This window comes from Nocardioides baculatus (assembly GCF_016735675.1).
In the GTDB taxonomy this organism is placed as follows: Bacteria; Actinomycetota; Actinomycetes; order Propionibacteriales; family Nocardioidaceae; genus Nocardioides; species Nocardioides baculatus.
In genome coordinates, this window is record NZ_JAERSG010000001.1 from 1,046,342 (window position 1) to 1,070,825 (window position 24,484).

Here is a 24,484-nt window from a genome sequence, read left to right on the forward strand (position 1 = left end):
CTTCCTCGACCAGCGGAGAGGATCACCAGCGGGAGGTGTTGACCTCGAAGTCCGGGTGGATCGAGCGCATGTAGACCGTGTCCTCGCGACGGCGTACGCCGCAGGAGAGGTACTGCTCGTGGAGCTCGCCGAGCCGGTCGCGGTCGAGCGTGACGCCGAGGCCGGGGGTGGTCGGGACGGCGACCGAGCCGCCCTCGAAGGACAGCACGCCGTCGGTGATGACGTCCTCGGTCTTCCACGGGTAGTGGGTGTCGCAGGCGTAGGTGAGGTTCGGCGTGGCCGCCGCGAGGTGGACCATGGCGGCGAGCGAGACGCCGAGGTGGGAGTTGCTGTGCATCGACAGCCCGAGCCCCCACACGTCGGTGATGCCGCCGAGGAGAGCGGACTTCTTCAGCCCGCCCCAGAGGTGGTGGTCCGACAGCACGACCTGGACCGCACCCTGCGCGATCGCGGGCGGCAGGTGCTCCATCGCGATGACGCACATGTTGGTCGCGAGGGGTACGTCGGTGCCGGCCGCGACCTCCGCCATGCCGCGGATGCCGGGGGTCGGGTCCTCGAGGTACTCGACCACCCCCGCCAGCCGGTCGGCCGCCCTCAGCGACGTCGACGGCGTCCACGCGCCGTTGGGGTCGAGCCGCAGCGGCAGGTCCGGGAAGGTGTCGCGCAGCGCCTCGATCGCCTCGCACTCCCGGTCAGGGTGGAACACGCCGCCCTTGAGCTTGAGCGAGCCGAAGCCCCAGCCGTCGACCATCCGGCGCGCCTGCGTGACCAGCTGGTCGGGGGTCAGCGCCTCGCCCCACGCGTCGTCGGGGAGGCCGGGGTGGCCGGCCCACTTGTGGAAGAGGTAGCCACTGAAGGGCACCCGGTCGCGGACGGCGCCGCCGAGCAGGTCGCTGACCGGCACGCCGGCCTCGTGGCCCTGGAGGTCGAGGCAGGCGACCTCGAAGGGGGAGTAGACGGTGTCGACGGCGGAGTCCACGTCGAGCATCCCGCCGAAGGACGCACCGCCGCCACCGGTCTCGCGACCGAGCACGTCGGTGACGAGCCGCCGCAGGCCGTGCAGGTCGTACGGGTCGTGGCCCGGCAGCACCTCCGCGACGGCCGACAGGCGCGCGAGGTGTGCCTCGTCGGCGTACGTCTCGCCGAGGCCGAGGAGCCCGGAGTCGGTGTGGACCTCGACGATCGCGCGCAGCGCGTAGGGCTGGTGGACGCCGACGACGTTGAGCAGCGGCGGGTCACCGAAGGCGACCGGCGTGACGACGACCTGCGAGATGCGGCTCCGGCTCACCGGGCCGGCTTCACGGCGAGGATCGGCACGTCGAGGTCGAGCAGCAGGCGCTGGGCGTCGCTGCCGGTGACGAGCTTGCCGACCGGCGAGCGGCGGCGCAGCCCGATCACGACGAGCCGGGCCGACGTGCGGTCGACGACCTTCTGGAAGGTCTCGACGAGGTCGTCGCCGTGGTCCGCGTGGTCGACGGTCGCCGTCACCCCGGCGGCGGCTGCGCGGGCGACCAGGTCGGCGCCTGCGGCCTCGTCGATCAGCTCACCGTCGACGGTGCTGCGCCGGCGCGGGCTGTTGAGGACCACCACCTCGTCGCCGTGGGCGGCGGCCTCGGCGAGGCCGGCCTCGAGGGCCGCCTCGCCGACGGGGGACGGGACGTAGCCGATCACGATCGTGCTGGTCATCGCAGGGAGTCCTCTCGGGGGGCGGGCTCGGTCTCGGCGGAGGTGGGCTCCGGGGTGTCGCGACGGAAGGCCTTCCTGATGAGCGGCATCGCGATCACCAGGACGACGAAGGCGAGGATCGTGCCGGAGATCGGCCGCGTCACGAAGCCGGTCGCGTCGCCGTCGAACAGCAGCATCGAGCGGCGGAAGCTCGACTCGATGAGCGAGCCCAGCACGAAGGCCAGCACGAGCGGGCCGGGCTCGAAGCCGGTCTTCTTCATCAGGTAGCCGATGATCCCGAAGATGATCATCACGAAGATGTCGAAGACCGAGTTGTTGATCGTGTAGACGCCGAGGATCGTGATGAGCGCGGTGATCGGCGCCAGGATCGCGGGCCGGATCCGCAGGATCTTCACGAAGATGCCGACCAGCGGGATGCTCAGCAGCAGGAGGATCAGGTTGCCGATGTACATCGAGTTGATGACGCCCCAGAACAGGTCGGGACGCTCGTCGATGAGCTGCGGGCCGGGCGTGACGCCGACGACCAGCAGGGCGGCGTAGAGCATCGCCATCGACGCGTTGGCCGGGATGCCGATCGTGAGCAGGGGGATGAACGACGACGTCGCGGCGGCGTTGTTGGCCGACTCGGGTCCGGCGACTCCCTCGATCGCGCCGCGGCCGAAGCGCTCCGGCTTCTTGGCGATGCGCTTCTCGGCTGCGTACGCCGCCAGCGACGCCATCACCGCGCCGCCACCGGGCAGCACGCCGAGGAAGAAGCCGATGAGCGAGCCGCGACCGATCGCGGGGCCGGCCTCCCTGAGGTCCTTGCGCGAGGGCCAGATGTTGGCGATCGCCGCGGGGACGTGGGGCTTCCCGTGCCGCTCCTCGAGGTTGTAGAGGATCTCGCCGACACCGAACAGGCCCATCGCGACGACGACGAAGTCGATGCCGCCCTCGAGGTTGAGGCTGCCGAAGGTGAAGCGGTCGGCGCTGGTGAAGCTGTCGCTGCCGACGGTGGCCAGGAGCAGGCCGACCGCGGCGGCGACGAGCGCCTTCACGGTGTTGCCGTTGCCGACCGTGGCGACCAGGAGCACGCCGAGCAGTGCGAGGGCGGCGTACTCCGGCGGGCCGAAGTCGAGCGCGTAGCCGGCCACGACCGGGCCGAGGAGCGTGAGGCCGACGATCGAGATCGTGGCGCCGACGAAGGAGCCGATGGCGGCGATGCCGAGGGCCGTGCCGGCCTTGCCCTGCTTGGCCAGGGCGAAGCCGTCGAACACCGTGACGACCGAGCTGGCCTCGCCGGGGATGCGGAGGAGGACCGACGTGATCGTGCCGCCGTACTGGGCGCCGTAGTAGATGCCGGCGAGCATGATGATCGCCGAGACGGGGTCGTCGGCGTTGTAGGCGATCGGCAGGAGGATCGCCATCGTCGCCGCGGGTCCGAGGCCCGGCAGGACACCGATCAGCATGCCGATGACGACGCCGATGAAGCAGTAGAGCAGGTTGCTCGGCTGGGTGACGACGCCGAAGCCGTCGAGGAATGCGTTCCAGTCCATGGTGGTCTCCTCTCGCGCTCAGAAGGCGATCAGGTGGGGGAGCGGGATCTTCAGGCCGTAGAGGAACAGCACGTAGAAGGCCGCGGTGGTGGCGAGGGAGACGACGATCGTGCTGCGCCAGGACTCGCCGCCGAGGAAGCGGAGCCACACGATGCCGAGCAGGGCGGCCGGGATCTCGAAGCCGACGACGGGCAGCAGCACGCCGAGGGCCACGAACGTGGCGCCGCCCGCCAGCACGAGCAGGCTGGACCGGGTGAACTTCTCGGCGTCGTCAAGGTGCCGGCCGACGGCCAGCAGGACCGCGGCGAGGACGGCGATCAGGACGGACACCACGAAGGGCCACAACCCCGGGCCGGGCCGCCGGAGCGACCCGAGCCCGTAGCCGTACGCCAACCAGGCTCCGGCGAGCCCGAGGACGAGCACCACGACCGCCGCGACGACCTGGTAGGACGGACCCCCCTGCGGCGGTCGCTCGTCGGCCAGGTCCCGGGCGACCTCGGCCTGGAGCTCGGCGAGGATGTCGTGCTCCCGGGCCTCGCCCGGTCGCGGTGCGGTCTCGCTCATGGTGGTCATCTCTCGTGCGGGGGTGATGAGGGTCCGAGGGTCAGCTGGCGTCGCCCAGGTCGATGCCGTACTCGTCGACGAGGTCGGCGTAGCGCTGCTTGTCCTCCTCGAGCTGGGCGACGACCTCGTCGCCCGGGATCTCCATCGGGGTGAGGTTGTTCTGCTCGTTGAACGCCTGGTACTCGTCGGTCTCGAAGGTCGCCTGCATCGCCTCGGCGATCGCGTCCTGGACGTCCTGCGGAGTGCCCTTGGGGACGGTCATGAAGCGGTACTGCGCGACCTCGACGTCGAGACCCTGCTCCTGGGCGGTGGGCACGTCGGGGAGGAAGCCGACGCGCTCGGGGCCGAAGACGGTGATCGGCACGATCTTGCCGGAGTTGATGTTCTCGATCGCCTCGCCGACCTGGAGGCAGGCGGTGTCGACCTGGTTGCCGAGCAGGGCGGTGAGCGCGGGGGCGCCGCCGTCGAAGGGGATCGCCTCGGCCGGGGTGTCGTTGACGTTGAAGGTCAGCGCGCATGCGAGCTGTGCGCCCGTGCCGACGCCCGTGGTGCCGTAGGTGACCTTGCCGTCGGCGTTCGCGAAGTCGTCGATCGAGGTGAAGCCCGAGCCCTTGCTCGCCACGAGGACGTAGTCGTCGCGCGAGACGCCCTGGACGACGTCGAAGTCGGCGATGTCGGTGACCTGGTCCTCGGGGACGGCGAGCGGGGTGATCGCGAAGAGCGAGGCGTTCTGCACCGAGATGGTCGAGCCGTCGGCCTTGGCCTTGGCGACCTCCGCGGCGGCGAGCGCGCCGTTGGCGCCCTCGCGGTTGATGACCGGGAAGCTGCCGCCGAGCTCGTCGGACAGCCCGCGCGAGATCTGGCGGCTGATCAGGTCGGAGGAGCCACCGGCCGACGCACCGACCGGCATGTTGACCGCACCGGTGGGGTAGTCGCCGCTGTCGCTGCCGCCGCCAGCGGTGTTCTGGACGCCGCCACAGGCGGTCAGGGCAAGGGCAGCGCCGGCGACGAGGGCCGCCAGGCTGAGGGTCTGCTTGCGCATCGTGGTGCTCCTTATGAGGGGTGTGACCACCGACACTAGGTTTGTACGACGATGCCGGTCCAAGCCCGATTCGGCATGGACTGATCCAGCGAGAGCATCGTAACCTCGGCGCGTGATCACCCTCGACCAGGTCCGTTCCTTCGTCGCCGTGGCCGAGGAGCTGCACTTCGGTCGCGCCGCGGAGCGGCTCCAGATGACCCAGCCGCCGCTCTCCCGGCAGATCCAGAAGCTCGAGAAGACCGTCGGGGCGCGGCTCCTCGAGCGCGACAACCGCCGCGTCGAGCTCACCGGTGCCGGCGCCGCGTTCCTCGACGAGGCCTACCGGCTGCTCAACCTGGTGGAGGGGGCGGGCGACCTGGCCCGTCGCGTCGACGCGGGCGCCGCCGGCGTCGTACGACTCGGGTTCACCGCCGTCTCCGCGATCTCCATCCTCGGCCCGCTGCTGCGCCGGCTCACCGCCGAGCTGCCGGACGTCGAGGTGGTGCTGTCCGAGCGCGTCACCAACGCGCAGGTCGACGGCATCCGGCGCGGCGAGCTCGACATCGGGCTGGCCCGGCCGCCGTTCGACACCTCGCTCCTGCGCTCGCGCGTGGTGCTGCGCGAGCCGCTCGTCGCGGTCGTCCCGGCCGCCCACCAGCTGGCCACCGCCGACCGCCCGCTCGCGCCCGAGGACTTCGACGGCGAGCCGGTGATCGGCTACCACCCCGACCAGTCGCGCTACTTCCACGAGCTGTCGGTGCGGTTCCTCGCCAACGCGCACCCGCGCATCGAGCAGCGGGTCCACCAGGTCCTGACCGCGATGCTGCTCGTCTCCGCCGAGCGCGGCATCACCCTGGCCCCCGCGTCGGCGGCGTCGCTGCACGTGGACGGCGTCGTCTTCAAGGACCTCGCCCAGCACGGCGGCGACACGCGGGTCGACGCCGACCCGGACCGGCCGGTCGAGCTGCACGCGATCTGGTCGCGCGAGGCGGTCACCCCGGTCGTACGGCGCGTGCTCGAGGTCGTCGCGGAGCGCGAGCACGGCTAGGTCACGAGAGCGCGATTCCTCCCCTCAGGGGCCCTTCATCTGTGAAGGTGGGGGCGGTAGCGGGATCGAGCCAGGGGGCAACGTGGCAGACGTGACAGCAGGGGGGCCAGACGGAGCGGTCCCGTGGGCCGACGAGCAGACGCGCCAGCATCTCCAGGTGCTGGTCGAGAGCGTCGCGACGCTGGCCGGGTTCGAGCAGTCGGCGATCACGCTGCGCCGGAGCGAGGACTACCTGATCCTCGTCGCGGCGGGCGTCCCCGACGGCTTCGCCGGCACGCGGGTGCCGTTGTCGGCGATGGAGGAGGAGATGTCGCGCGCCGACGACTGGGGCGTGTGGCGCTACGTCCCGCACGAGCGCGTGAGCGCGGAGGTGCTGGCCTACAGCCACATCCCCGACGTCGTGCCGCTGGACGTCGAGGACGCGTGGCACCCGCTCGACATGCTCTTCGCCCCCCTCCACGACGACGACGGCGTGCTGCGAGGACTGCTGTCGGTCGACAGCCCCCGCAACGGCCGCAAGCCCGGTCCCGAGCAGATGAAGGTGCTCACCCAGTACGCCGGCGTCGCGCGCACGCTCGTGCTGCTCGCGCTGGAGCGGGAGACGCTCGCCGAGCGGGTCCGGATCACCGACGAGGCGCGCGGGATCGTGCGCCAGGCGCTCGGCGAGCCGTCGCTCGAGATGGTGCTGGAGGCCTGCCGCTCCGCGGTCACCGAGTGCTTCGACGCCATCGGCCTGTGGCTCACGGCGTTCCACGAGGACGGCGTGCAGGCCACGACGTCGTACGCCGTGGGCAACGACGCGACGCCGCCCTTCGCGGAGATCGACGATGTGGTGATCCGGCTGGCCCACCGCTACTGGACCGACCAGTACGTCGCGCACTTCTCGCACGCGCGGGCCGAGCACCCCGGCCTCCCGCAGGCGGACGCCGAGCGACTGCTCGCCTTCCTCGACCGGATCGGGATCGGCTCGGTGCTCTTCGTCCCGCTCGGGGCGGGCCCGGAGTGCCTCGGCTTCCTGGTGCTCACGCGGATCAGCGACACCCCGGAGTGGACGGCCGTCGAGCGCGACGCGGCGCTCGACATCGGCCGCGACCTCGGCCGCGCGGTCGCCAACGCCCGTCAGCTCGCTCGCGAGCGGGCCGTCGCCGACCACCTGCGACGCATCGACGGCTACCGCATGGAGATGGTCAACACCCTCGGCCACGAGCTGCGGACACCCCTGTTCTCGATGACCGCCAACCTCGAGCTGCTCGACGTCGACAACCTCGGCCCCGAGGACCGGCGCTCGGTCGCCGCGGCCAGTCGCGGCGCGGAGCGGATGCGCGCCGTCATCGAGGACCTGCTCACGATGGCGCAGATCGCCGACCCGGAGCGCGCGTTCGTGCCGGACCGGGTCGACCTGAGGGCGGTGCTGCTCGACGTCGCCGAGGAGTGCCGCCACGCCGCGGCTGCCAAGTCGCAGGACTGCCGCATCGACGCGCCCGAGGAGCCGGTCCTCGTCGCCGGCAGCCCCGACGAGCTGCACCGGATGCTCGCCAACCTCGCCAGCAACGCGATCAAGTACTCGCCGGAGGGCTCGGCGATCGACGTACGCCTCACGGCCGACGACGACGTGGTCCGGGTGGCCTTCGCCGACGCGGGCATCGGGATCTCCGAGCCCGACCAGCGTCAGCTGTTCCGCGAGTTCTTCCGCTCCACCAACCCGCACGCCCTCGCCCGGCCCGGGACCGGCATGGGGTTGGCGATCGTCGACCGCATCGTGCGCCGCCACTCCGGGCAGGTCGACGTGGCGTCGCAGCTGGGCAAGGGCACGACCGTGTCGGTGACGCTGCCCGCGTTCGACCCCGACCTCAGCGGAGCGCCAGCGTCATGAAGGTGCTGTTCGGGTCGGCGACGTAGGACCCGAACGGCTCGCACGGCGTGAAGCCGGCGCCTGCGTAGAAGGTCCGCGCCGGCACGAAGAAGTCCATGCTCCCGGTCTCGAGGGACACCCGCGCGACCCCGCGTCCGCGCGCATCCGCCAGCACGTGCGCGAGCATCCGGCTGGCGACCCCGGTGCCGCGGTGCGCCGGGTCGGTGCGCATGCTCTTGAGCTCCTCGTGCCGGTCGTCGAGCGCGGCGAGGGCCGCGGTGCCGACGATCGTGTCGCCGCTGGTCGCCACCCAGAGGCGTACGCCCTCTCGCTGGAGCGCGGAGAGGTCGAGGGCGTGGCGGCTCTCGGGCGGCGCCGTCGGCTCCATGTCGTCGAGGTGTGCCTGGAGGAACGCGGCCAGGCGCGGGTCGGCGAAGTCGGCTCGGGCGATCTGCACGGACCCATCATGGACGCGCCGACCGGGTGGGTGCGACGGTGTGCGCATGACGCGGACGCTCGACGTGGACTACCTCGTGGTGGGGGCCGGCGCGATGGGGATGGGGTTCGTCGACACGCTCGTCGACCACTCCCCGTCCGCCAGGGTGGCGGTCGTCGACCGCCGGCACGCGGCGGGTGGGCACTGGCTGGAGGACTACCCCTTCGTCCGGCTGCACCAGTCGTCGGCCTTCTACGGCGTCGCGTCGTCGGTGCTCGCGGGCGGTCGGAAGCAGGAGCGCGGGCCCGAGGCCGGGCTGCAGGTGCGGGCGTCGCAGCCGGAGATCGTCGACTACTACGCGCAGCAGGTCGAGCGGCTGCGGCAGACCGGTCGCGTCGAGGTGCTCACCGGGGCGTCGTACGCCGACCGGACGGTCGTGTCGCGCATCTCGGGGCAGTCGTGGGTCGTCCCGGACTCGTGCCGGATCGTGAACGCCCACCTGCTCGCTCCGAGCATCCCGGCCGAGTCGTCCCCGCCCTTCGCCGTCGCGGACGACGCGCGGGTAGTGACGGTCAACGACGTCGTGCGGCTGGAGGAGGCGCCGAGCCAGTACGTCGTCGTCGGCTCGGGCAAGACCGCCACCGACGCGTGCGTGTGGCTGCTCGGGCAGGGCGTCGATCCCGGCGCGATCTGCTGGGTGCGCCCGCGCGAGCCGTGGATGCTCAACCGGGCGCTGATCCAGCCCGACCCCGCCGTCTACCTCGGCGTGCCCGCGACGATGTGGGAGGCCTCGATCGCGTCGTCGTCGCTCGACGAGGTCTTCCTCCGGCTCGAGGACGCCGGCGTGATGATGCGGATCGACCGGTCCCTCACGCCGACGATGGCCAAGGCGCCGACCCTCGGCGAGTGGGAGCTCGAGCTGCTGCGGTCGATCGAGGACGTCGTACGCCACGGGCACCTGGCCTCGGTCTCCCGCGGGCTGCTGACCTTCCGCGACGGGTCGTCGGTGCGCGTCGCCGACGACGCCGTCGTGGTGCACTGCGCGGCCGACGGTCTGAAGAACCCGCCGCTCGTGCCGATCTGGTCGCCCGCCGAGATCACCCTGCAACCCGTCCGCGCGGGGTTCCCGTGCTTCGGTGCCGCGATCACCGGCTACGTCGAGGCGACCCGTCACGACGACGCCGAGAAGAACCGGTTGTGCCCGCCCTCGCGCTACGGCAACTCGCTCGAGCAGTGGGCCGAGATGAACGTCCGCGGCGCCCGCGCCGCCGCGGCCTTCGGCGCTGAGCCGGACATCGCCGCCTGGGCCAACACGGTCGCGGTCAACCCGGCCCGGATCCCGCCGGGCTATTCGTCACCTGAGCTGGACGTGGTCCGCGAGCGGCTTGCCGCCTCCACCGGGCCGGGCGTCGCGGCGCTGGCCCGGCTGGCGGGGATGGGCTGACTCGCGGGTCTGTCGGAGTCCCCGCTCGTGCGGGGACTCCGACACCTGGAGGCCTTTGCAAAGGCCTCCAAGTGCGCGACTCGCCCTCCAAGAGTGACGTTATGTCGCCCGGGCGTAGCCCTCGCGGTACGACGGGTACGTCGGCGTCCACCCCGTCGCGCGGAGCCTGGCGTTCGACAGCCGCTTGCCGTGCCCGTGCGCGGGATCAGCGGGCGGCGGGGTCGGTGCGTCCAGCCCCTCGGCGAGGTACGCCGCCACGTCCCCGAGCTGCGCCGGCTCGTTGTCGGTGCCGAGATAGATCTGATCCGGGTCGGAGGACATCGTCAGCAGGTGCACGACCGCCGCCGCCGCGTCCTCGCGGTGGATCCTGTTGGTCCAGCGGTGGGGGTCGTCGATCCGCCCCTCGCGGACCTGGTCGAGCAGCCGCGTGCTCGAGCCGCCGTACAGCCCCGAGAGGCGCAGCACCGTGCCGTGCGGGATCCGCTCGTGGAACGCCTCCTCCGCCGCCACCAGCTGACGACCCGGTCCGTCGGACGGGGCGACCGGCGTCGTCTCGTCGTCCAGCGGCGGAGGGCCGTCGTGGGACGGCATCACCGCCGTCGACGACACGAGCACCGCCCGCTCGGGCGCGACCGGGAGGGCGTCGAGCGCCCGCGCCATCCCGTCGACGTACGTCGCCCGGTAGGCCTCCTCGGTCCGCGGCCGAGCAGTCAGCGCGACGACGACGAAGCGCGGGCGTACGTCGGACAGGTCCGGCGGCGAGGCGGTCAGGTCGACGGACCGACCGACCAGCGGGGCGGGGACGAGCGAGGCGCTGCGTCGCAGGGCCAGCACGTCGAGCCCCCGCGAGGCGAGTCGCAGCCCGACCGCCGCGCCGAGGTCACCCGCGCCGACCAGCAGGACATCTCTGCTCACCACTGGAACCTACAGCCATGCCCCCCATGCATCACTGCATCCAAAATCGGGCTTGGACAGGCATCGTCGCTCGTTCCTAGGTTGGTGAGCACCGCCACACCTCACCGCCCGAACTGAAGGACGCAGCGTGACGACGTACACCCCCACCGAGCTCGTCGAGACCCTGGGCAACGGACTCCTGTCCTTCCCGGTGACCCACTTCGACGCTGACCTGCAGTTCGACGAGCCTGCCTACCGCGAGCACCTGGAGTGGCTCAGCGGGTACGACGTCGCCGGGCTGTTCGCCGCCGGCGGGACGGGCGAGGGGTTCTCGCTCACGGCCGAGGAGACCGACCGCGTCGTCCGCGCCGCGATCGCCGGCGCGGGTGGGAAGGTCCCGGTGCTGGCGCCCGCCACGGGCTCGACGGTCAACGCCGTCGCCCAGGTCCAGGCGGCCGAGAAGGCCGGTGCGGACGGCATCCTGCTCATGCCGCCGTACCTCACCGAGGCCGGCCAGCGCGGCCTCGTCGAGCACATCAGCCAGGTCTGCGCCGCGACCAGCCTCGGTGTCATCTACTACTCGCGTGCGAACGCCGTGCTCGGCACCGATGCCCTCGAGCAGGCCTGCGCCCGCAACGCCAACCTCGTCGGGTTCAAGGACGGCGTCGGCTCGATCGAGCAGATGACCCGCACCTACGCCCAGCTCGGCGACCGCCTCGTCTACGTCGGCGGCCTGCCCACCGCGGAGGTGTTCGCGCTGCCGCTCCTCCAGCTCGGTGTCACGACCTACAGCTCGGCGATCTTCAACTTCGTGCCGCAGTTCGCGCTCGACTTCTACGCCGCCGTGCGCCGTCAGGACCAGACGTCCGTCTACGCGATGCTCAACGACTTCGTGATCCCCTACACGAAGATCCGCGACCGCGAGTCGGGCTACGCCGTGTCGATCGTCAAGGCCGGCCTGGCCGCTGTCGGTCGCCCCGCCGGGCCGGTGCGGCCGCCGCTGTCGGATCTGCTCGACGCCGAGCGCGACGAGCTCCAGACCCTCGTGGACAAGGTGGCAGGCTCGAAGGCCTGACGCCCCGCTACAACCGAAGGACGACATGACCGACCAGGCACACTCGATCATCGCGGGCGCCGACTCCGAACAGCCCGACGTCGCCGCGGCGACCACGGCCGCTGCCAAGGCGTTCGGCGCCTACCGCGCGACCTCGCCCGAGGAGCGCGGCGCGTTCCTGGAGGCCGTCGCCGCCGAGATCGAGGCCGACAGGGACGCGATCATCGTCGAGGCGGTCCGCGAGAGCGGGCTGCCCGAGGCCCGCATCACCGGCGAGGTCGGTCGCACGACCGGTCAGCTGCGGATGTTCGCCGGCGTCGTGAAGCAGGGCGACCACCTCGGCGTCCGCATCGACCCGGCGCTCCCGGACCGTACGCCGCTCCCGCGGGCCGACATCCGCCAGCGGATGGTGCCGCTCGGCCCGGTCGCCGTCTTCGGAGCCAGCAACTTCCCGCTCGCGTTCTCGACCGCCGGCGGCGACACCGCCTCCGCCCTCGCCGCCGGCTGCCCGGTCGTCGTGAAGGGCCACCCGGCGCACCCGGTCACCGGCACCCTTGTCGCCCGCGCCATCACCCGCGCGGTCGAGAAGTCCGGCCTCCCCGCCGGCACCTTCTCCTTCGTGCTCGGCGGCGTCGAGACCGGCCAGGAGCTCGTCGCCGACCCGCGGATCACCGCGGTCGGCTTCACCGGCTCGCGCGGCGGCGGCCTCGCGATCGTGCAGGCGGCCTCGGCCCGCCCCGTGCCGATCCCGGTCTTCGCCGAGATGTCGTCGATCAACCCCGTCGTCGTCCTTCCCGGCGCGCTCGGCGGCGACGTCAGCGCCCTCGCGACGGCGTACGTCGGCAGCCTGACGCTCGGCTCCGGCCAGTTCTGCACCAACCCCGGCCTGCTCTTCCTCCCGCGCGGCGAGCAGGGCGACGCGTTCCTCCGGGCGGCCGGCGAGGCCGTGGCCGCCGCGACCGGGCAGACGATGCTCACCCCCGGCATCGCCGAGGCCTACCGCAGCGGCACCGCGACGCTGCGGGACGTGACCGGCGTACGCATCGTGGCTCAGGGCACCGCGTCCGGCGACCTCGCGCCCGCACCGCAGGTCGTCGAGGTGTCGGCGCTCGAGGGCCCGGTCACCGACGAGGTGTTCGGTGCGTCCGGCGTGGTCGTCCGCTTCGACGACGTGGCCGACCTGTTGGGGCGGCTCGAGGGCCTCGAGGGCCAGCTGACCGCGACGGTCCACGCCACCGATGCTGACGCGCCGGCTGCTGCAGAGCTGCTCCCGGTGCTGGAGACGAAGGCCGGCCGGATCCTCTTCAACGGATGGCCGACGGGCGTCGAGGTCGGGCACGCGATGGTGCACGGCGGACCGTTCCCCGCGACCTCCGACAGCCGCAGCACGAGTGTGGGCAGCCTGGCGATCGAAAGGTTCCAGCGGCCGGTCGCCTACCAGGACGTGCCTGCCGCCCTGCTGCCCGAGGCCGTCCGCGACGACAACCCGTGGGGTGTGCGCCGCCGGATCGACGGGGACCTGGAATGACCACCACGATCGCCGCCGTCGAGGTCGTGCCGGTCGCCGGTCACGACTCGATGCTGCTCAACCTGAGTGGCGCGCACGGCCCCTTCTTCACCCGCAACATCGCCATCGTCACCGACTCCGACGGGCGCACCGGACTGGGGGAGGTGCCGGGTGGCGAGGCGATCCGCGCCACCATCGAGGACGCCGGCGCCGTCCTCGTCGGACACCCGGTCGCGTCGTTCCGGTCGCTGTTGCGAGGCGTGTCCGCACGCTTCGCCGACCGCGACGCCGGCGGCCGCGGGCTGCAGACCTTCGACCTCCGCACCACCATCCACGCGGTCACCGCGCTGGAGTCGGCGCTCCTCGACCTGTCGGGCCAGGCGCTCGGCGTACCGGTCGCTGAGCTGCTCGGCGAGGGCCAGCAGCGCGAGCGCGTACCGATGCTCGGCTACCTCTTCTACGTCGGGGACCCCGACCGCACCGACCTGCCCTACCTCCGCTCGCACGACGAGGCTGGGGACGACGACTGGGCGAAGGTCCGGCGCGAGGAGGCGATGACGCCCGCTGCCGTCGTACGCCTCGCCGAGGCCGCGCAGGCGCGCTACGGCTTCAGCGACTTCAAGCTCAAGGGCGGCGTGCTGCCCGGCGACGAGGAGGTCGCCGCGGTCACCGCGCTGCACGAGCGCTTCCCCGACGCGCGCATCACCCTCGACCCCAACGGCGGTTGGCTGCTCGACGACGCCGTACGCCTGCTGGCAGGCAAGGACGACGTGCTCGCCTACGCCGAGGACCCCTGCGGCGCCGAGGGCGGCTTCTCCGGGCGCGAGGTGATGGCGGAGTTCAAGCGCCGCACCGGACTGCGGACGGCGACCAACATGGTCGCGACCGACTGGCGCCAGCTGGCCGACGCCGTCCGCACGAACGCCGTCGACATCCCGCTCGCCGACCCGCACTTCTGGACGATGGCCGGCTCGGTCCGGGTCGCCCAGCTGTGCCACGACTTCGGCCTGACGTGGGGCTCGCACTCCAACAACCACTTCGACGTCTCGCTCGCGATGTTCACCCAGGTCGGCGCCGCGGCGCCCGGCGAGATCACCGCGCTCGACACGCACTGGATCTGGCAGGACGGCCAAGGCCTCACCGAGCAGCCGCTCGAGATCATCGACGGCGCGATCGAGGTGCCGTCCCGGCCCGGGCTCGGCGTGACGCTCGACCGCGACCGGCTGGCCGCGGCGCACGAGCTCTACCTCGAGCACGGCCTCGGTGCGCGCGACGACGCCGTCGCGATGCAGTACCTCGTCAAGGACTGGGCCTTCGACCCGAAGCGCCCCTGCCTCGTCCGCTGAGCCCCGAGATGTCAGCAGAGCCGCGCCGAGGATCGGCGCGGCCCTGGGGCGGATGGTGCGGACGGGTGGTCCACCTCAGCGGATGAAGTCCATGCGGCGGACGGCGATCTCCAGCTGGATGTCCTGCTGGAGCCGGTGACGTCGGTGCCTGGTGAGGTGGGTGAGCGGTCGGTGGATCTGGACGGTGTGCATCTGCGTGTCTCTCTGTGCGGGACGACCCCGGCGGCCGTCGAGACGACGATGCGCCCCACCGCTTGTGGCCCGCTTGCGTCCGGCTTGTGCCTCAGAGGCGGATGCTCCGGTTGACCCACGTGGAGGTGGCGACCATGCCGACCTTCTCGTAGAGCCCGCGAGCACCAGCCCTCGTGTCGGTCGAGAGGAAGCACCGCCTCGCGCCGTGCACCCGAGCCCGGCCGAACGCGTCGACCAGCATGGTGGGAGCGAGTCCGCGGCCACGGTGGTCCGGACGGATGCCGATCTTGGCGACGTACGCACCCACCTCCCCGGTGTCCTCGTCGGCCCCGGACAGGTGCACGTGCGTGGCACCGACCACGGTCCCGTCCTCGGCGCGCGCGACGCGGAGGTTCCACGGCTCGTAGCCGGGACGTCCCCAGATGCGCGCCCCGAAGTCCTCGATGCTCTGCCGGTCGCGGTCCGACCACTCGAGGAAGGCGTCCTCGAGCAGTGTCCAGGTGGCCCTGCGGTCGTCCTCGCCTGCGTCGGCGATCGTGAACCCGGCAGGGAGGTTGCGGGCCTCGATCTCGCGGTCGGCAGGCAGCTCGAGGTCCCACGCCGTCCAGAGCGCCTCGTAGCCGAGGTCGCGCATGAGCCGGTCGGCGGCGCTGCCCTCGGGCACCTGCGCACCGACGCGGTCGCTCCCCGCGGCGCGGGCACGGGCCTGGATCCAGTCGGCCAGGGCCGTGCCGATGCCTTGGCCCTGACGCTCGGGCAGCACGGCGGTGTAGCCGACCGTGGGCGTGCTGAGGTCGGCGTACGCCACGAGGAGGTCGCCGTCGAAGACACCGACGGTGCTCGACGCGATGTCGTAGCTCGGCCGGAGCCAGTCGGCCTCCACGTCCTCGAGCGTCATCGACGACTCACCGAGGTCGTGCACCTCCTCGGCAGCGATCGCGGCAAGCACGCCGGAGGCGTCCTCGAAGGTGAGCGGACGGTGGGTCAGCCCGGCGGGAAGGTCCAGATCCATGGCAGCAGTGTGACCGCTCATGCGTACGCGAACGCGCGTCGGTCGAGCCGGGTGTAGGACCGGCGACCGAGGGCGAGCAGCCAGCGGATCGGGGGCGGTGCGCCGTCGAGCAGGCGTGCGACCGCTTCCGCCGGGAGCTCGTCGGTCGCCCAGGGGAGCATGAAGAGCATCTGCCCTGGTGACGGCTTGCCGCGCAGCACCGTGGCCTCCAGGTGCGCCCACTCGTCGGCGGTGATCTCGGTCTGGATGATGCGGATCGCGTCGGCCTCCTCGTGCGACAGGTGCTCGTGCAGCGCGTCGCGCAGCTCCTCGACCGTCGTCGTGAGCCCGTCACGCTCGTCCTCGGTGAAGACGCTGCGCGGTGAGGTGGCCAGGCGTCCGAGCAGGCTCTCGGCACGCTCGAGCAGCGGGTCCACCAGCGCGTGCTCGGCCTCCATGGCCTCGAGGACCGCCCGGTCATCGCCACCGACGCGTTCGAGCAGCAGCGGCCAGATGCCGACGTCCTCCTTGGTGTGGTGCTCGTGCAGCTCGTGGGCGAACCGCGCCCAGCGTTGCTCGAGGGCGCGCCAGGTGCCGTGCTGGTCGAGCGGCGTAAGACGCACCGCGGAGGCGAACCGGCCGAGGTCACGTCGGAAGGCGTGGTGCATGACGTACATGCCGGTCATGTCGCACGGTCCGGGCGGTGCCGCAGCCTGGCCGGGCAGCAGGAGGGGTGGGAGGGCGGTCTGGTTCATGACGGCATCCGTTCGTTCGTGGCGTGGGTGGTGGTGCTGGGCGTGGTGGTGGAGGTGGTGAGCGGTCGGAGCCGGACGATGACGGCCGTGACGATCCACGGCTGCGCCTGGCCGGGCGCGGGCCGCGGGTCGTCGACGACATGGACGAAGCCGTCGGCCTGCACGACCCGCACCGCCAGCGCATCGACGACGCCGGCGCACGCCGACGCGACGACACCCCTCGGCGCGTCGGGACCGGGGTGCTGCGGCGCGAGCCCGCTGTCGAGGGCGCGGGTCTCGAGGTCGGCCCAGGTGACGCCGGCCCCGACGGTGGCCGTCGCGGTCCGGGGGTCGACGTCCACGTCGACGAGCCGGTGGGTCAGCACGATCATCACGGGCTCGTCGCCGGATGTCGGTCCGGAGATGCGGAGACCGTGGGCGCGTGCCACGTCGACCGCCGCTGCTGCGGCGAGCTCGGTGGCCGGAACCACGACGACGTCCGGGCGGACGTGCGGTGCGTGCGGGTCGGACAGCGCGGCGTCGTACGCCGGGTCGGTGGGGTAGGCGACCAGCCCGTCGACGGTACGACGCAGGGCGTCGACCGCGGCTGGGGGGATCGCAGTGGTTCGTCTCATGCGGTCACTGTCGCCCGGCCCGCTTGCCGACGACTGTCAGCGGACTTGCAGCGTCAGGTCCGCAGGTGGGCCGGGGTGCGGACCCAGCTGCGGTCCCACGTGCTGGCCTGGCCAGGGCCGGTCAGCCGGAGGGCGGCGTCGAAGTGGTGCCGGGCGATGACGTGCTCGCCGAGCGTCGTCGCGAGCAGCCCCAGGTAGTGGTCGACAGGTCCCAGCGCCAGGGCGCCGTTGAGTGATCGGGCGAGCTGTCCGGCCCACGGCAGCATCTCGTCGTAGACCACCCGGGCCTGCTCGACGTCGCCGAGCTCGCTGACGATGTGGGCGCGCACGGCGATGTCGAAGAGCCACGTCGCGTCGTGCTGCATCGGCGTCGGGCTCCACGTCCGGCGAGCGGCACCGACGTCGCCGGCGTCGAGGAGCGTGACGACCAGGAGATCGGTGGAGTGCCACGGCATCAGCTCGGTCATCCGGACCGCGTGCTCGTGGAGCGACGACGTGTCGCCCGCGGCGAACTCGATCGCGAACATCGACCAGAGCCAGATGAAGAAGCCGTTGGGGTCGCCGGACGCGGTGATCGTCGCGGCGATCGTGTCGAACGCGGTCCGGGACCCGTCGAGGTCGCCCTGCACGAGCATGGTCGTCGCCTCGAAGATCGACGACAGCATCAGCAGCTCGGGGAGCTGGCCGCTCGTGCCGGCGCGCACGGCCGACTCGATGTGCGCGGCCGCGGTGCCGAGGTCGGCCTCGGCGACCGCGGCGGAGTGCAGGTACATGTGGGCCACGGCGACGTAGCCGTGGAGGTCGGCCCGCTCGGCCGCCTCCAGCATCCGCTTCCCGATGCGACGCAGGACACCGGGGTCGTCGGAGGCGAGCACGCCGAAGTAGGCGGCATTGAGTGCCCGGCACTCCAGCTCGGGGTCGTCGAGCTCCTCCGCGATGGCCAGTGCCTCGGTGGCCGCCTCGACGACGACGTCGATGTTCCACGGGTCGGCCTCGATGACGAGGGCGTTGAGCAGCTCGATGTGCAGCGCTGGGTCGTCGTCGCCGACCGCTGCGAGCAGCCGGCGCAGCTCGTCGATGGCGGAGGCGTCCACCTGGTCGCTGGCACGGCGGGTCCACATCATCGGCGACTGCCACTGCCACGCGCGGGCCACGTCGACCTGCGTGCCGTGCTCCGTGGCCTCGCGGATCGCCACCTGGCGCTCGGTCGCCGCCGCCGTGATGTTCCCGTCGCGTGCCAGCGCCCGGACGAGGTCCAGCCGGACCGGGAGGGCCTCGGCCGGGTCGGCACCGGCGAGGTCGAGGGCCCGGATCGCGGTGCGCAGGTGCGGGACCGCGGCGGCGTACCCGCTCCTGGCGGCCGCGGCGAGCAACAGCGGCACCGCATCTGCGGCCGAGCGCCGGTCGAGGCTCGCGGTGGCGTGGTGGGCGACCTCCTCGACCCGGTCCGGCCACTGGCGGAGGTAGGTCGCGAGAGCTGCCCGGTGCAGCCGGGTACGCCGCAGGGGTGCGAGCCGGCCGTAGAAGGTGTCGCGGATGAGGGCGTGGGTGAATCGCAGGTCCGAGGGTCGCGGGCTGTCGAGCAGGCCCGCCACGAGGCCGGCGTCGAGGTGGTTGGCCACCGAGTCCTCGTCCGTGTCGGCCCACTCCTGCTCGAAGGCGACGACGAGGTCGAAGTCGAGGTCGCGACCCAGCACCGCCGCGCGCGACAGGGCGTCGGCCGTCGCGACGGGGAGGCGGTCGATGCGTCGCAGCAGCAGGTCGCGGATCGCAGCCGGCACCGTGTCGACGGAGTCGAGACCTTCGGAGTCCACGAGCTGCGCGAGCTGGCGCAGGAACAGCGGGTTGCCCGCCGAGCGGTCGACGAGCCGCTGCCACGCGCCGTCGGGCAACGTCGCCTCGACGCGCTGCACGAGCAGCTCCTTCGCAGCGCGGTCGTCGAGCCCGCCGACCACGACCCGGTCGAGGGTCCGCTCGGTGGTGAGGGCGAGGGTGGCGGCCAGGTCGCGCCCGACCTCGTGGCTGCGGAAGGTCGCGACGAACAGGACCGGTGCGTGCGTCGACTCCACGAGCTGCCACAGCACCTGGAGCGTGTCGTCGTCTGCGCGATGCACGTCCTCGAGGATCACCAAGGTCCGGGTGCCACGCGCCTCGAGCTGGTGCCGCAGGGCGTCTGCGAGCGCGAAGGGGCGCGCGTCCTCCGGCGGTGCGACAGCCAGTCCCTCCAGGATCTCCAGCCAAGCCTGGCCCGACGGTGTGCCAGCCACCTCCGAGCAGTGCCCCCGCAGCACCGACCAGGTCGACACGGACTGGTCGCCGAACCGCGAGACCAGCGCCGACTTGCCGAAGCCGGCATCGCCCTCCACCCAGACCAGTCCCGCGCGGCTGCGGACGGCGTCCGCAGCCGCACCGAGGCGGGCCAGCTCGTCCTCCCGGCCGAGGAGGGTCGGCGCATCGACGTCGACGACCTCCGGGACCGGACCGGGCGGCACGACCGGAGCCGGGCGCGCGGGGATCGCGAGGTGGTCGGCGTGGTTGAGGATGTCGGTCTCGAGGTCGCGCAGGTCCGGGCCGGGATCCACGCCGAGCTCGTCGACCAGCCGCTCCCGCAGGACGGCGAGGGCGGCGAGGGCGTCGGCCTGGCGGCCGGCCTGGTAGTAGGCGCGGGCGAGGAGGCCGACCGGCTGCTCGCGCAGCGGGTGCGTGCGGACGTGGTCCTCGAGGTCCGCGATCGCCTCCCCGCCACGACCGAGCCGCAGCGCGGCCGCGGCTCGCAGCTCGACGGCCTCGGAGTGCAGCTCGTGGAGGCGGGTGGACTCGGTGGCCGCCCACTCGTGGTCGAGGTACTCGGCGAACGGGTCGTCGCTCCACAGCGCGAGCGCCTCGTCGAGGGCGTCCACGGCCGCGGCGTCGTCGAGCCCGATGGCGCGGCGCACGAGGGCGGTGAAGTGCCAGGTGTCGACGGCGGCCGTCGGCAGCGCGAGTGCGTACCCGGGCGGGTTGCTCACCAGGACGCCGGCCGGCCGGCGCTTCTCGCGGTGTGGTTCGAGGGCGGATCGGAGGCGGGAGACGTACGCCTGGAGTGCGCCCGTCGCGCTCGGCGGGGGCTCGCCGCTCCACAGCTCTTCGAGGAACCGGTCCGTCGACACCGTCCGGCGACCGGCGGCGACCAGCAGCCCGAGCACCGCGCGCTGACGTGGGCCGCCGAGGTCGACCGGCTCGCCGTCCAGGCGGGCGCGGACGCCGCCGAAGGCACGGACCTCGAGCATGGGCTGATCCTAGGGACGAGGGAGTGGGGTGGCTGAGATGAACGGATCCTCAGCCGCCCCACTTGCGATCGACTTGCAGCTGGTCAGACCCGCTCGAGCTCGCGCTCGGCCGTTCGCGGCGCGCCGACTCGCTGGATCATGAGGATGCCGAGCGAGGCGACCATCAGCCCGCGCGGCACCTCGACGATGAGGCCGGCGACCACAGCGCGCTCCGGGAATGGCACGAAGAGCGGCAGGACGCCGAGGACCAGCATGATGCCGATCCAGCTTGGGATGCCCCCTGCCTTGATCAGCGCGATGCCGATGAGGATCAGGCCGAAGACGAAGATCAACCCGCCCACCGCCTGGAGGACGACGAACGACGTCGCGTCGAAGATCTCGCCCGTGTCGGAGACGAGGTGCCGTCCCTGCGGGTCGGCCGCCAGGGTGGGACCGACGAAGGCCTCGACGACGAGGTGAGCCATCGCGCTGAGCGCGTTGCCGACCATGTAGGTCGTGAAGCCGACGAACCCGAGCTTGCCGAGCTCCTCGCGGAAGAAGAGGTAGCCGCCGGGGAGGCCGAGCATCAGGAAGACGGCGCCGGCGTAGATCAGGTACTGCGCCCACGGCGACCTGGGAGCGAGGAAGACCTCGACGGAGTGGGACTGCCCGTCGATGACGGGGTGCAGCACCCCGCCGAGGAGGCTGAGGACGAAGGACATGATGAGCGCAAGGGCGCTGAGACGGTAGAGCGTTGTGGTGGTCATGCAGCGACCGTGAGGTACTCCGGTTGCCGGTGGCGTGCAGGCCACTGCACGTCGACTTGCGGGCCGTTACTCGACCGCCGTGCGCAGGAAGTCGTCGACCTCGGTTGCCGTCGGGGCCGACTGCGGCCCGCGCCGCGTCACCTTGATGGCGGCGGCGGCGTTGGCGCGCCGGCAGCCCTCGACCCACGGCGTACCGGCCGCCACCTCGGCCAGCAGCGCACCGGTGTGGGTGTCGCCGGCACCGTTGGTGTCGACCGGTGTCTGCGGGAAGCCGGGCACGTACGTCGTCCCGCCCTCCACGTGCACGGCGCACCCTTCGGGCCCGTCGCGCACGATGGCGACCGCGTCGCCACGCAGCAGGGGAGCGATCGCGGTGGTGAGCTCGGCGAGGTCGGTCGGCGGCTCCTGGCCGACCGCGCGGAGCAGCTCCTCGGCCTCCTCGGCGTTGCTCGACCAGACGTCGGTGACCTCGAGCATCGCGGCGCGGACGTGCTCGCTGAGGCCGGCGAACGCAGCCCCCGGATCGAGTACGACGACCACGTCGGGGTCGAGCGTCGGCAGCCAGGCCAACAACGGCTCGCCGGTGCTCGCGAGCGCGAACGAGAAGCCGGTCACGCAGACCAGGTCGCCGGGTCGCGGGTCCGAGGTCGCGAGCGACTCGACGGAGATGTGGCGCTCGGCGCCGAGGGTCGTGACGAAGGTGCGCTCGGCGCTCGGCTCGACCATCACCACGCAGATGCCGGTGTCGCGGTCGGGCACGGGGTCGGCGGCCGCGGAGATCCCCTCGGCCGCGAGGGCCGACCGGATCAGGTCGCCGTGGGGGCCGGTGCCGATCGCCCCGGCCTGGACGCACTCGGCGCCGAAGCGGGCCGCGGCGACCAGCACGGTCACGGCACCGCCGGCGTAGTCGGTGGCCGAGGACGCCATCACGTTCTGGCCGCGCGCCGGCAGGTCGGGGACCTCGACGACGACGTCGACCAGCGCCTGGCCGGTGTGGATGACCCGGCTCACGACTCCAGGACCTCGGCGGTCGTGGCGAGGGTGATCTGCGGCGGGTAGAGCGCCATCACGTCCAGCGCCGACCGGTGGTTCTCCGGGGTCGAGCCGGCACACGCGTCGGTGACGACCGTGATCGTCGCGCCGGCATCCGCGGCGGCCAGCGCGGTCGACACGACGCAGCAGTCGGTCGAGACGCCCGTGAGCACGAGGTGCGGGGTGGCGCCGGTGATCGCCTCGAGTGCAGGTCCCCACTTGCCGAAGGTCGGCACCGAGACGACGTGGCTCCCGATCCCGTCCATCTCGGGAACGAGCGACAGCAGCGGGTCCCCGTCGGGGACCGCGGCGAACGGCCACGCCTCCATGTAGGCCGCCCAGCTGCCCTGCGGCTCGGGCGCGGGCACCCAGCGCGTGACCACGGTGCGCTCTCCGGCCGCGGACGCGAGACGGCGTACGGGCTCGACGATGCCCGGGAACATGAGCGAGCCCCATTGGCTGTCGGGCGAGGCGAAGATCCGCTGCGGGTCGATCACGACCAGCCAGGCATCGGGATGCATGCCGTCAGCCTGTCAGAGACCTTCCAGTTCGAGATGCCCGCTTCGAGGTAGGGATCTCTACCTGTGAGCGGGCAGGTCCCCGGATATCCGGGGACCTGCGGGCGACATCGGACAGACGTCGGCGGCCACCGGTCCCCCGACCGGTGACCGCCGACGCGGCACGAGGGAGTAGAGGGGACCTACTTCACCTCGGCACGCAGGACCGCGCGCAGCCCGAAGGCGAGCGGGATCCAGAGCCAGAACAGCGTGGTGACGCCGAGCTGCTGCCAGTACTCGGTGGTCATCGAGCTGTCGAAGAGCCGGGTGACCGCGAACTGCACGTCGACCCACGGCTGCAGGTCGCGGAACCACTCCTGGAAGGCGGCGAGCGTGCCGAGGGCGACCGGCAGGACGAAGGAGTAGACGAAGTAGCCCACGATCGCCGCGGCCGAGCTGCGGAACAGCACGCCGAGCATGAAGCCCATCAGCATCCCGAGCACGTTGGCCAGGACGATGTTGCCGAACTGCGCGAGCGAGATGTCCCAGGTCGCGTCGAGCCCCGTGATCGCCGAGCCGACGACGTTGCCAAGCGCACCGACGGCGAGCGCGACGAACATCGCCACGACGCCGACGAGCAGCGTCGCGACCACCTTGGCGGACAGCACGCGACCGCGCCACGGCACGAGCGTGTACGTCGTCAGGCCGGTGCGCTGGCTGTACTCACCGGTGACCGACAGGATCGCGATGATCGGCAGGACGACCGACAGTGGCATCCCGATCGCGGTGGAGAACGTGTTCTGGGTGATCGCCTCGTCCGGCGCCCAGATGATCACCGCGGCCGTCGCGAGCACGGACACGATGCCGACGCTCGCCATCAGCCAGAAGCCGGCGCGGGTGTCGAACATCTTGCGGAGCTCGACCTTGACGAGTCGGGCGGTGGGGATGGGGCGTACGACGCGGGCCGGGGTGGCCGCCTCAGTGGCGGGTGTGTCGAGGACTGCGGGCTGGATCGTGGTGGTCATGCTGCTGCTCCTTCACGGGCGGTGTCGGCGGTGAGCTCGAGGAACATCTCCTCCAGGCCCGCGCCGTCGGCGGGGCGGAGCTCGCGCAGGACGACGCCTGCGCGGTGGGCGGTCTCGCCCACGAGCTCCGGTTCGGCGTCGACGCGCAGGCCGCCGTCGATCGGGGTGGTGACGACGGACGCCTCGTGCAGGGCACGGGCGAGGCGTTCCGTGTGGGCGGGATCGGACGTACGGACGAGGGTGCCGGCGGCGGCCAGCAGCTCGGCCTTGCTGCCCTGCGCCACGATCCGGCCCTGGCCGATGACGACGATGTCGTCGGCGATGACCTCGATCTCGTGCAGCAGGTGCGAGGACAGCAGCACGGTGCCGCCGTCGTTCGCGAACCCGCGGAGCAGGTCGCGCATCCACCGGATGCCGGCCGGGTCGAGGCCGTTGGCCGGCTCGTCGAGGATGAGGACCTCGGGGTCACCGATCAGGGCCGTGGCGATGCCGAGGCGCTGGCGCATGCCGAGCGAGTAGTCGCGCACCCGGCGGCCGGCCTCGTCGTCGGTGAGGCCGACGCGGGCGAGCGTCTCGGCGACGCTGGCCTTCGGCAGGCCCATCGTCTGCTGGGCGATGGTGAGGATCTCGCGGCCGCTACGACCGGCGTGCTGGGCGGAGGCGTCCAGCAGGACGCCGACCTCGAGGCCGGGGTTGACGAGCTCGCGGTAGTCGCGGCCGCTGATGGTGACGCGGCCGGAGCTGGCGCGGGTGAGGCCGACCATGACGCGCATGGTGGTGGACTTGCCGGCACCGTTGGGACCGAGGAAGCCGGTGACCCGGCCCGTCGCGGCCGTGAAGGACACGTGGTCGACGGCCGTGAAGGGGCCGTAGTGCTTGGTGAGGGACTCGACGCTGATCATGGGTCAACCCTCGTGGCGACCGGTGCTCCCGCACATCGGGGAGAGTGCCCGGTCGGTCCCCGAGACCGACCCTG

22 protein-coding genes are annotated in these 24,484 nt (G+C 72.3%); 6 read left to right on the forward strand and 16 right to left on the reverse strand.

The genetic code is table 11. The annotated features are described in order from the left end of the window. Window positions 1–22 precede the first annotated feature (22 nt). Genes JI751_RS05055 through JI751_RS05075 form a run of 5 tightly spaced genes read right to left on the reverse strand, consistent with a single transcriptional unit; the run spans window position 23 to window position 4,827 of the window. Complete coding sequence (locus JI751_RS05055) at window positions 23–1,288, reverse strand: glucarate dehydratase family protein (protein WP_201934101.1); 1,266 nt, start codon at window positions 1,286–1,288, stop codon at window positions 23–25. After that, window positions 1,285–1,686 carry a universal stress protein gene (locus tag JI751_RS05060; RefSeq protein ID WP_201934103.1) on the reverse strand — a complete coding sequence of 134 codons (402 nt, stop codon included), beginning with the start codon at window positions 1,684–1,686 and terminating at the stop codon, window positions 1,285–1,287. The genes JI751_RS05055 and JI751_RS05060 overlap by 4 nt, the downstream gene beginning before the upstream one ends. Continuing rightward, on the reverse strand, window positions 1,683–3,221 hold the full coding sequence (locus tag JI751_RS05065; RefSeq protein WP_201934105.1) for a tripartite tricarboxylate transporter permease: 1,539 nt from the start codon (window positions 3,219–3,221) through the stop codon (window positions 1,683–1,685). The genes JI751_RS05060 and JI751_RS05065 overlap by 4 nt, the downstream gene beginning before the upstream one ends. Window positions 3,222–3,239: 18 nt before the next feature. After that, window positions 3,240–3,785: a tripartite tricarboxylate transporter TctB family protein gene (locus JI751_RS05070; protein ID WP_201934108.1), complete on the reverse strand. Its 546-nt coding sequence runs from the start codon at window positions 3,783–3,785 to the stop codon at window positions 3,240–3,242. A gap of 40 nt (window positions 3,786–3,825) precedes the next feature. Further along, window positions 3,826–4,827: a Bug family tripartite tricarboxylate transporter substrate binding protein gene (locus tag JI751_RS05075; protein WP_201934115.1), complete on the reverse strand. Its 1,002-nt coding sequence runs from the start codon at window positions 4,825–4,827 to the stop codon at window positions 3,826–3,828. A gap of 112 nt (window positions 4,828–4,939) precedes the next feature. On the opposite strand from JI751_RS05075, the gene JI751_RS05080 reads away from it, so the two are divergent. Together JI751_RS05080 and JI751_RS05085 are read left to right on the forward strand one after the other, a co-directional pair. Further along, window positions 4,940–5,854, forward strand: a complete 915-nt coding sequence (locus tag JI751_RS05080; RefSeq protein ID WP_201934117.1) for a LysR family transcriptional regulator — start codon at window positions 4,940–4,942, stop codon at window positions 5,852–5,854. 157 nt (window positions 5,855–6,011) lie between these two features. Continuing rightward, complete coding sequence (locus JI751_RS05085; RefSeq protein ID WP_201934120.1) at window positions 6,012–7,727, forward strand: sensor histidine kinase; 1,716 nt, start codon at window positions 6,012–6,014, stop codon at window positions 7,725–7,727. Here JI751_RS05085 and JI751_RS05090 read toward each other — a convergent pair. Continuing rightward, window positions 7,705–8,163 (reverse strand): GNAT family N-acetyltransferase, encoded by a 459-nt coding sequence (locus tag JI751_RS05090; RefSeq protein WP_201934122.1) that lies wholly within the window; start codon window positions 8,161–8,163, stop codon window positions 7,705–7,707. The two genes, JI751_RS05085 and JI751_RS05090, sit on opposite strands and share 23 nt — an antisense overlap. 46 nt (window positions 8,164–8,209) lie before the next feature. Between JI751_RS05090 and JI751_RS05095 the strand changes: the two genes are divergently transcribed. After that, the gene (locus tag JI751_RS05095; protein WP_201934124.1) at window positions 8,210–9,586 is read left to right on the forward strand and encodes a pyridine nucleotide-disulfide oxidoreductase; all 1,377 of its coding nucleotides are present in this window, start codon (window positions 8,210–8,212) and stop codon (window positions 9,584–9,586) included. Window positions 9,587–9,685: 99 nt separating this feature from the next. On the opposite strand, the gene JI751_RS05100 is transcribed toward JI751_RS05095, so the two are convergent. Continuing rightward, window positions 9,686–10,501: an NAD-dependent epimerase/dehydratase family protein gene (locus JI751_RS05100; RefSeq protein ID WP_201934126.1), complete on the reverse strand. Its 816-nt coding sequence runs from the start codon at window positions 10,499–10,501 to the stop codon at window positions 9,686–9,688. Window positions 10,502–10,628: 127 nt separating this feature from the next. On the opposite strand from JI751_RS05100, the gene kdgD reads away from it, so the two are divergent. The 3 genes from kdgD to JI751_RS05115 are packed head-to-tail and all read left to right on the forward strand — an operon-like array spanning window position 10,629 to window position 14,387. Further along, window positions 10,629–11,555, forward strand: a complete 927-nt coding sequence (gene kdgD, locus JI751_RS05105) for a 5-dehydro-4-deoxyglucarate dehydratase (protein ID WP_201934128.1) — start codon at window positions 10,629–10,631, stop codon at window positions 11,553–11,555. Between the two features lie 25 nt (window positions 11,556–11,580). Next, window positions 11,581–13,062, forward strand: coding sequence for an aldehyde dehydrogenase (NADP(+)) (locus JI751_RS05110; protein WP_201934132.1), 1,482 nt, complete (start codon window positions 11,581–11,583; stop codon window positions 13,060–13,062). After that, window positions 13,059–14,387 (forward strand): enolase C-terminal domain-like protein, encoded by a 1,329-nt coding sequence (locus JI751_RS05115; RefSeq protein ID WP_201934135.1) that lies wholly within the window; start codon window positions 13,059–13,061, stop codon window positions 14,385–14,387. The genes JI751_RS05110 and JI751_RS05115 overlap by 4 nt, the downstream gene beginning before the upstream one ends. A gap of 283 nt (window positions 14,388–14,670) precedes the next feature. Here the strand turns inward: JI751_RS05115 and JI751_RS05120 are convergent, their stop codons facing one another. The 9 genes from JI751_RS05120 to JI751_RS05160 all read right to left on the reverse strand — a co-directional run bounded on the left by JI751_RS05120 (window position 14,671) and on the right by JI751_RS05160 (window position 24,410). Then, window positions 14,671–15,591 carry a GNAT family N-acetyltransferase gene (locus JI751_RS05120; protein WP_201934139.1) on the reverse strand — a complete coding sequence of 307 codons (921 nt, stop codon included), beginning with the start codon at window positions 15,589–15,591 and terminating at the stop codon, window positions 14,671–14,673. A 17-nt stretch (window positions 15,592–15,608) separates the two neighbouring features. Continuing rightward, window positions 15,609–16,325 (reverse strand): hemerythrin domain-containing protein, encoded by a 717-nt coding sequence (locus JI751_RS05125; RefSeq protein WP_201934142.1) that lies wholly within the window; start codon window positions 16,323–16,325, stop codon window positions 15,609–15,611. Then, entirely contained in the window at window positions 16,322–16,939 is a 618-nt protein-coding gene (locus JI751_RS05130; protein WP_201934144.1) for an FAD-binding protein, read from the reverse strand. The genes JI751_RS05125 and JI751_RS05130 overlap by 4 nt, the downstream gene beginning before the upstream one ends. Window positions 16,940–16,992: 53 nt before the next feature. Further along, window positions 16,993–20,208 carry an ATP-binding protein gene (locus JI751_RS05135; RefSeq protein ID WP_201934146.1) on the reverse strand — a complete coding sequence of 1,072 codons (3,216 nt, stop codon included), beginning with the start codon at window positions 20,206–20,208 and terminating at the stop codon, window positions 16,993–16,995. A gap of 83 nt (window positions 20,209–20,291) precedes the next feature. Beyond that, a complete protein-coding gene (locus JI751_RS05140; protein WP_201934148.1) occupies window positions 20,292–20,954 on the reverse strand; it encodes a hypothetical protein in 663 nt (220 codons plus the stop codon). Between the two features lie 66 nt (window positions 20,955–21,020). Further along, the gene (locus tag JI751_RS05145) at window positions 21,021–21,965 is read right to left on the reverse strand and encodes a PfkB family carbohydrate kinase (RefSeq protein WP_201934154.1); all 945 of its coding nucleotides are present in this window, start codon (window positions 21,963–21,965) and stop codon (window positions 21,021–21,023) included. Continuing rightward, window positions 21,962–22,507: a cysteine hydrolase family protein gene (locus JI751_RS05150; protein ID WP_201934155.1), complete on the reverse strand. Its 546-nt coding sequence runs from the start codon at window positions 22,505–22,507 to the stop codon at window positions 21,962–21,964. Before JI751_RS05150 ends, JI751_RS05145 begins: the two co-directional genes overlap by 4 nt. Before the next feature lie 179 nt (window positions 22,508–22,686). Beyond that, on the reverse strand, window positions 22,687–23,508 hold the full coding sequence (locus JI751_RS05155) for an ABC transporter permease (protein WP_201934156.1): 822 nt from the start codon (window positions 23,506–23,508) through the stop codon (window positions 22,687–22,689). Then, entirely contained in the window at window positions 23,505–24,410 is a 906-nt protein-coding gene (locus tag JI751_RS05160; RefSeq protein ID WP_201934162.1) for an ABC transporter ATP-binding protein, read from the reverse strand. The genes JI751_RS05155 and JI751_RS05160 overlap by 4 nt, the downstream gene beginning before the upstream one ends. Window positions 24,411–24,484 lie beyond the last annotated feature (74 nt).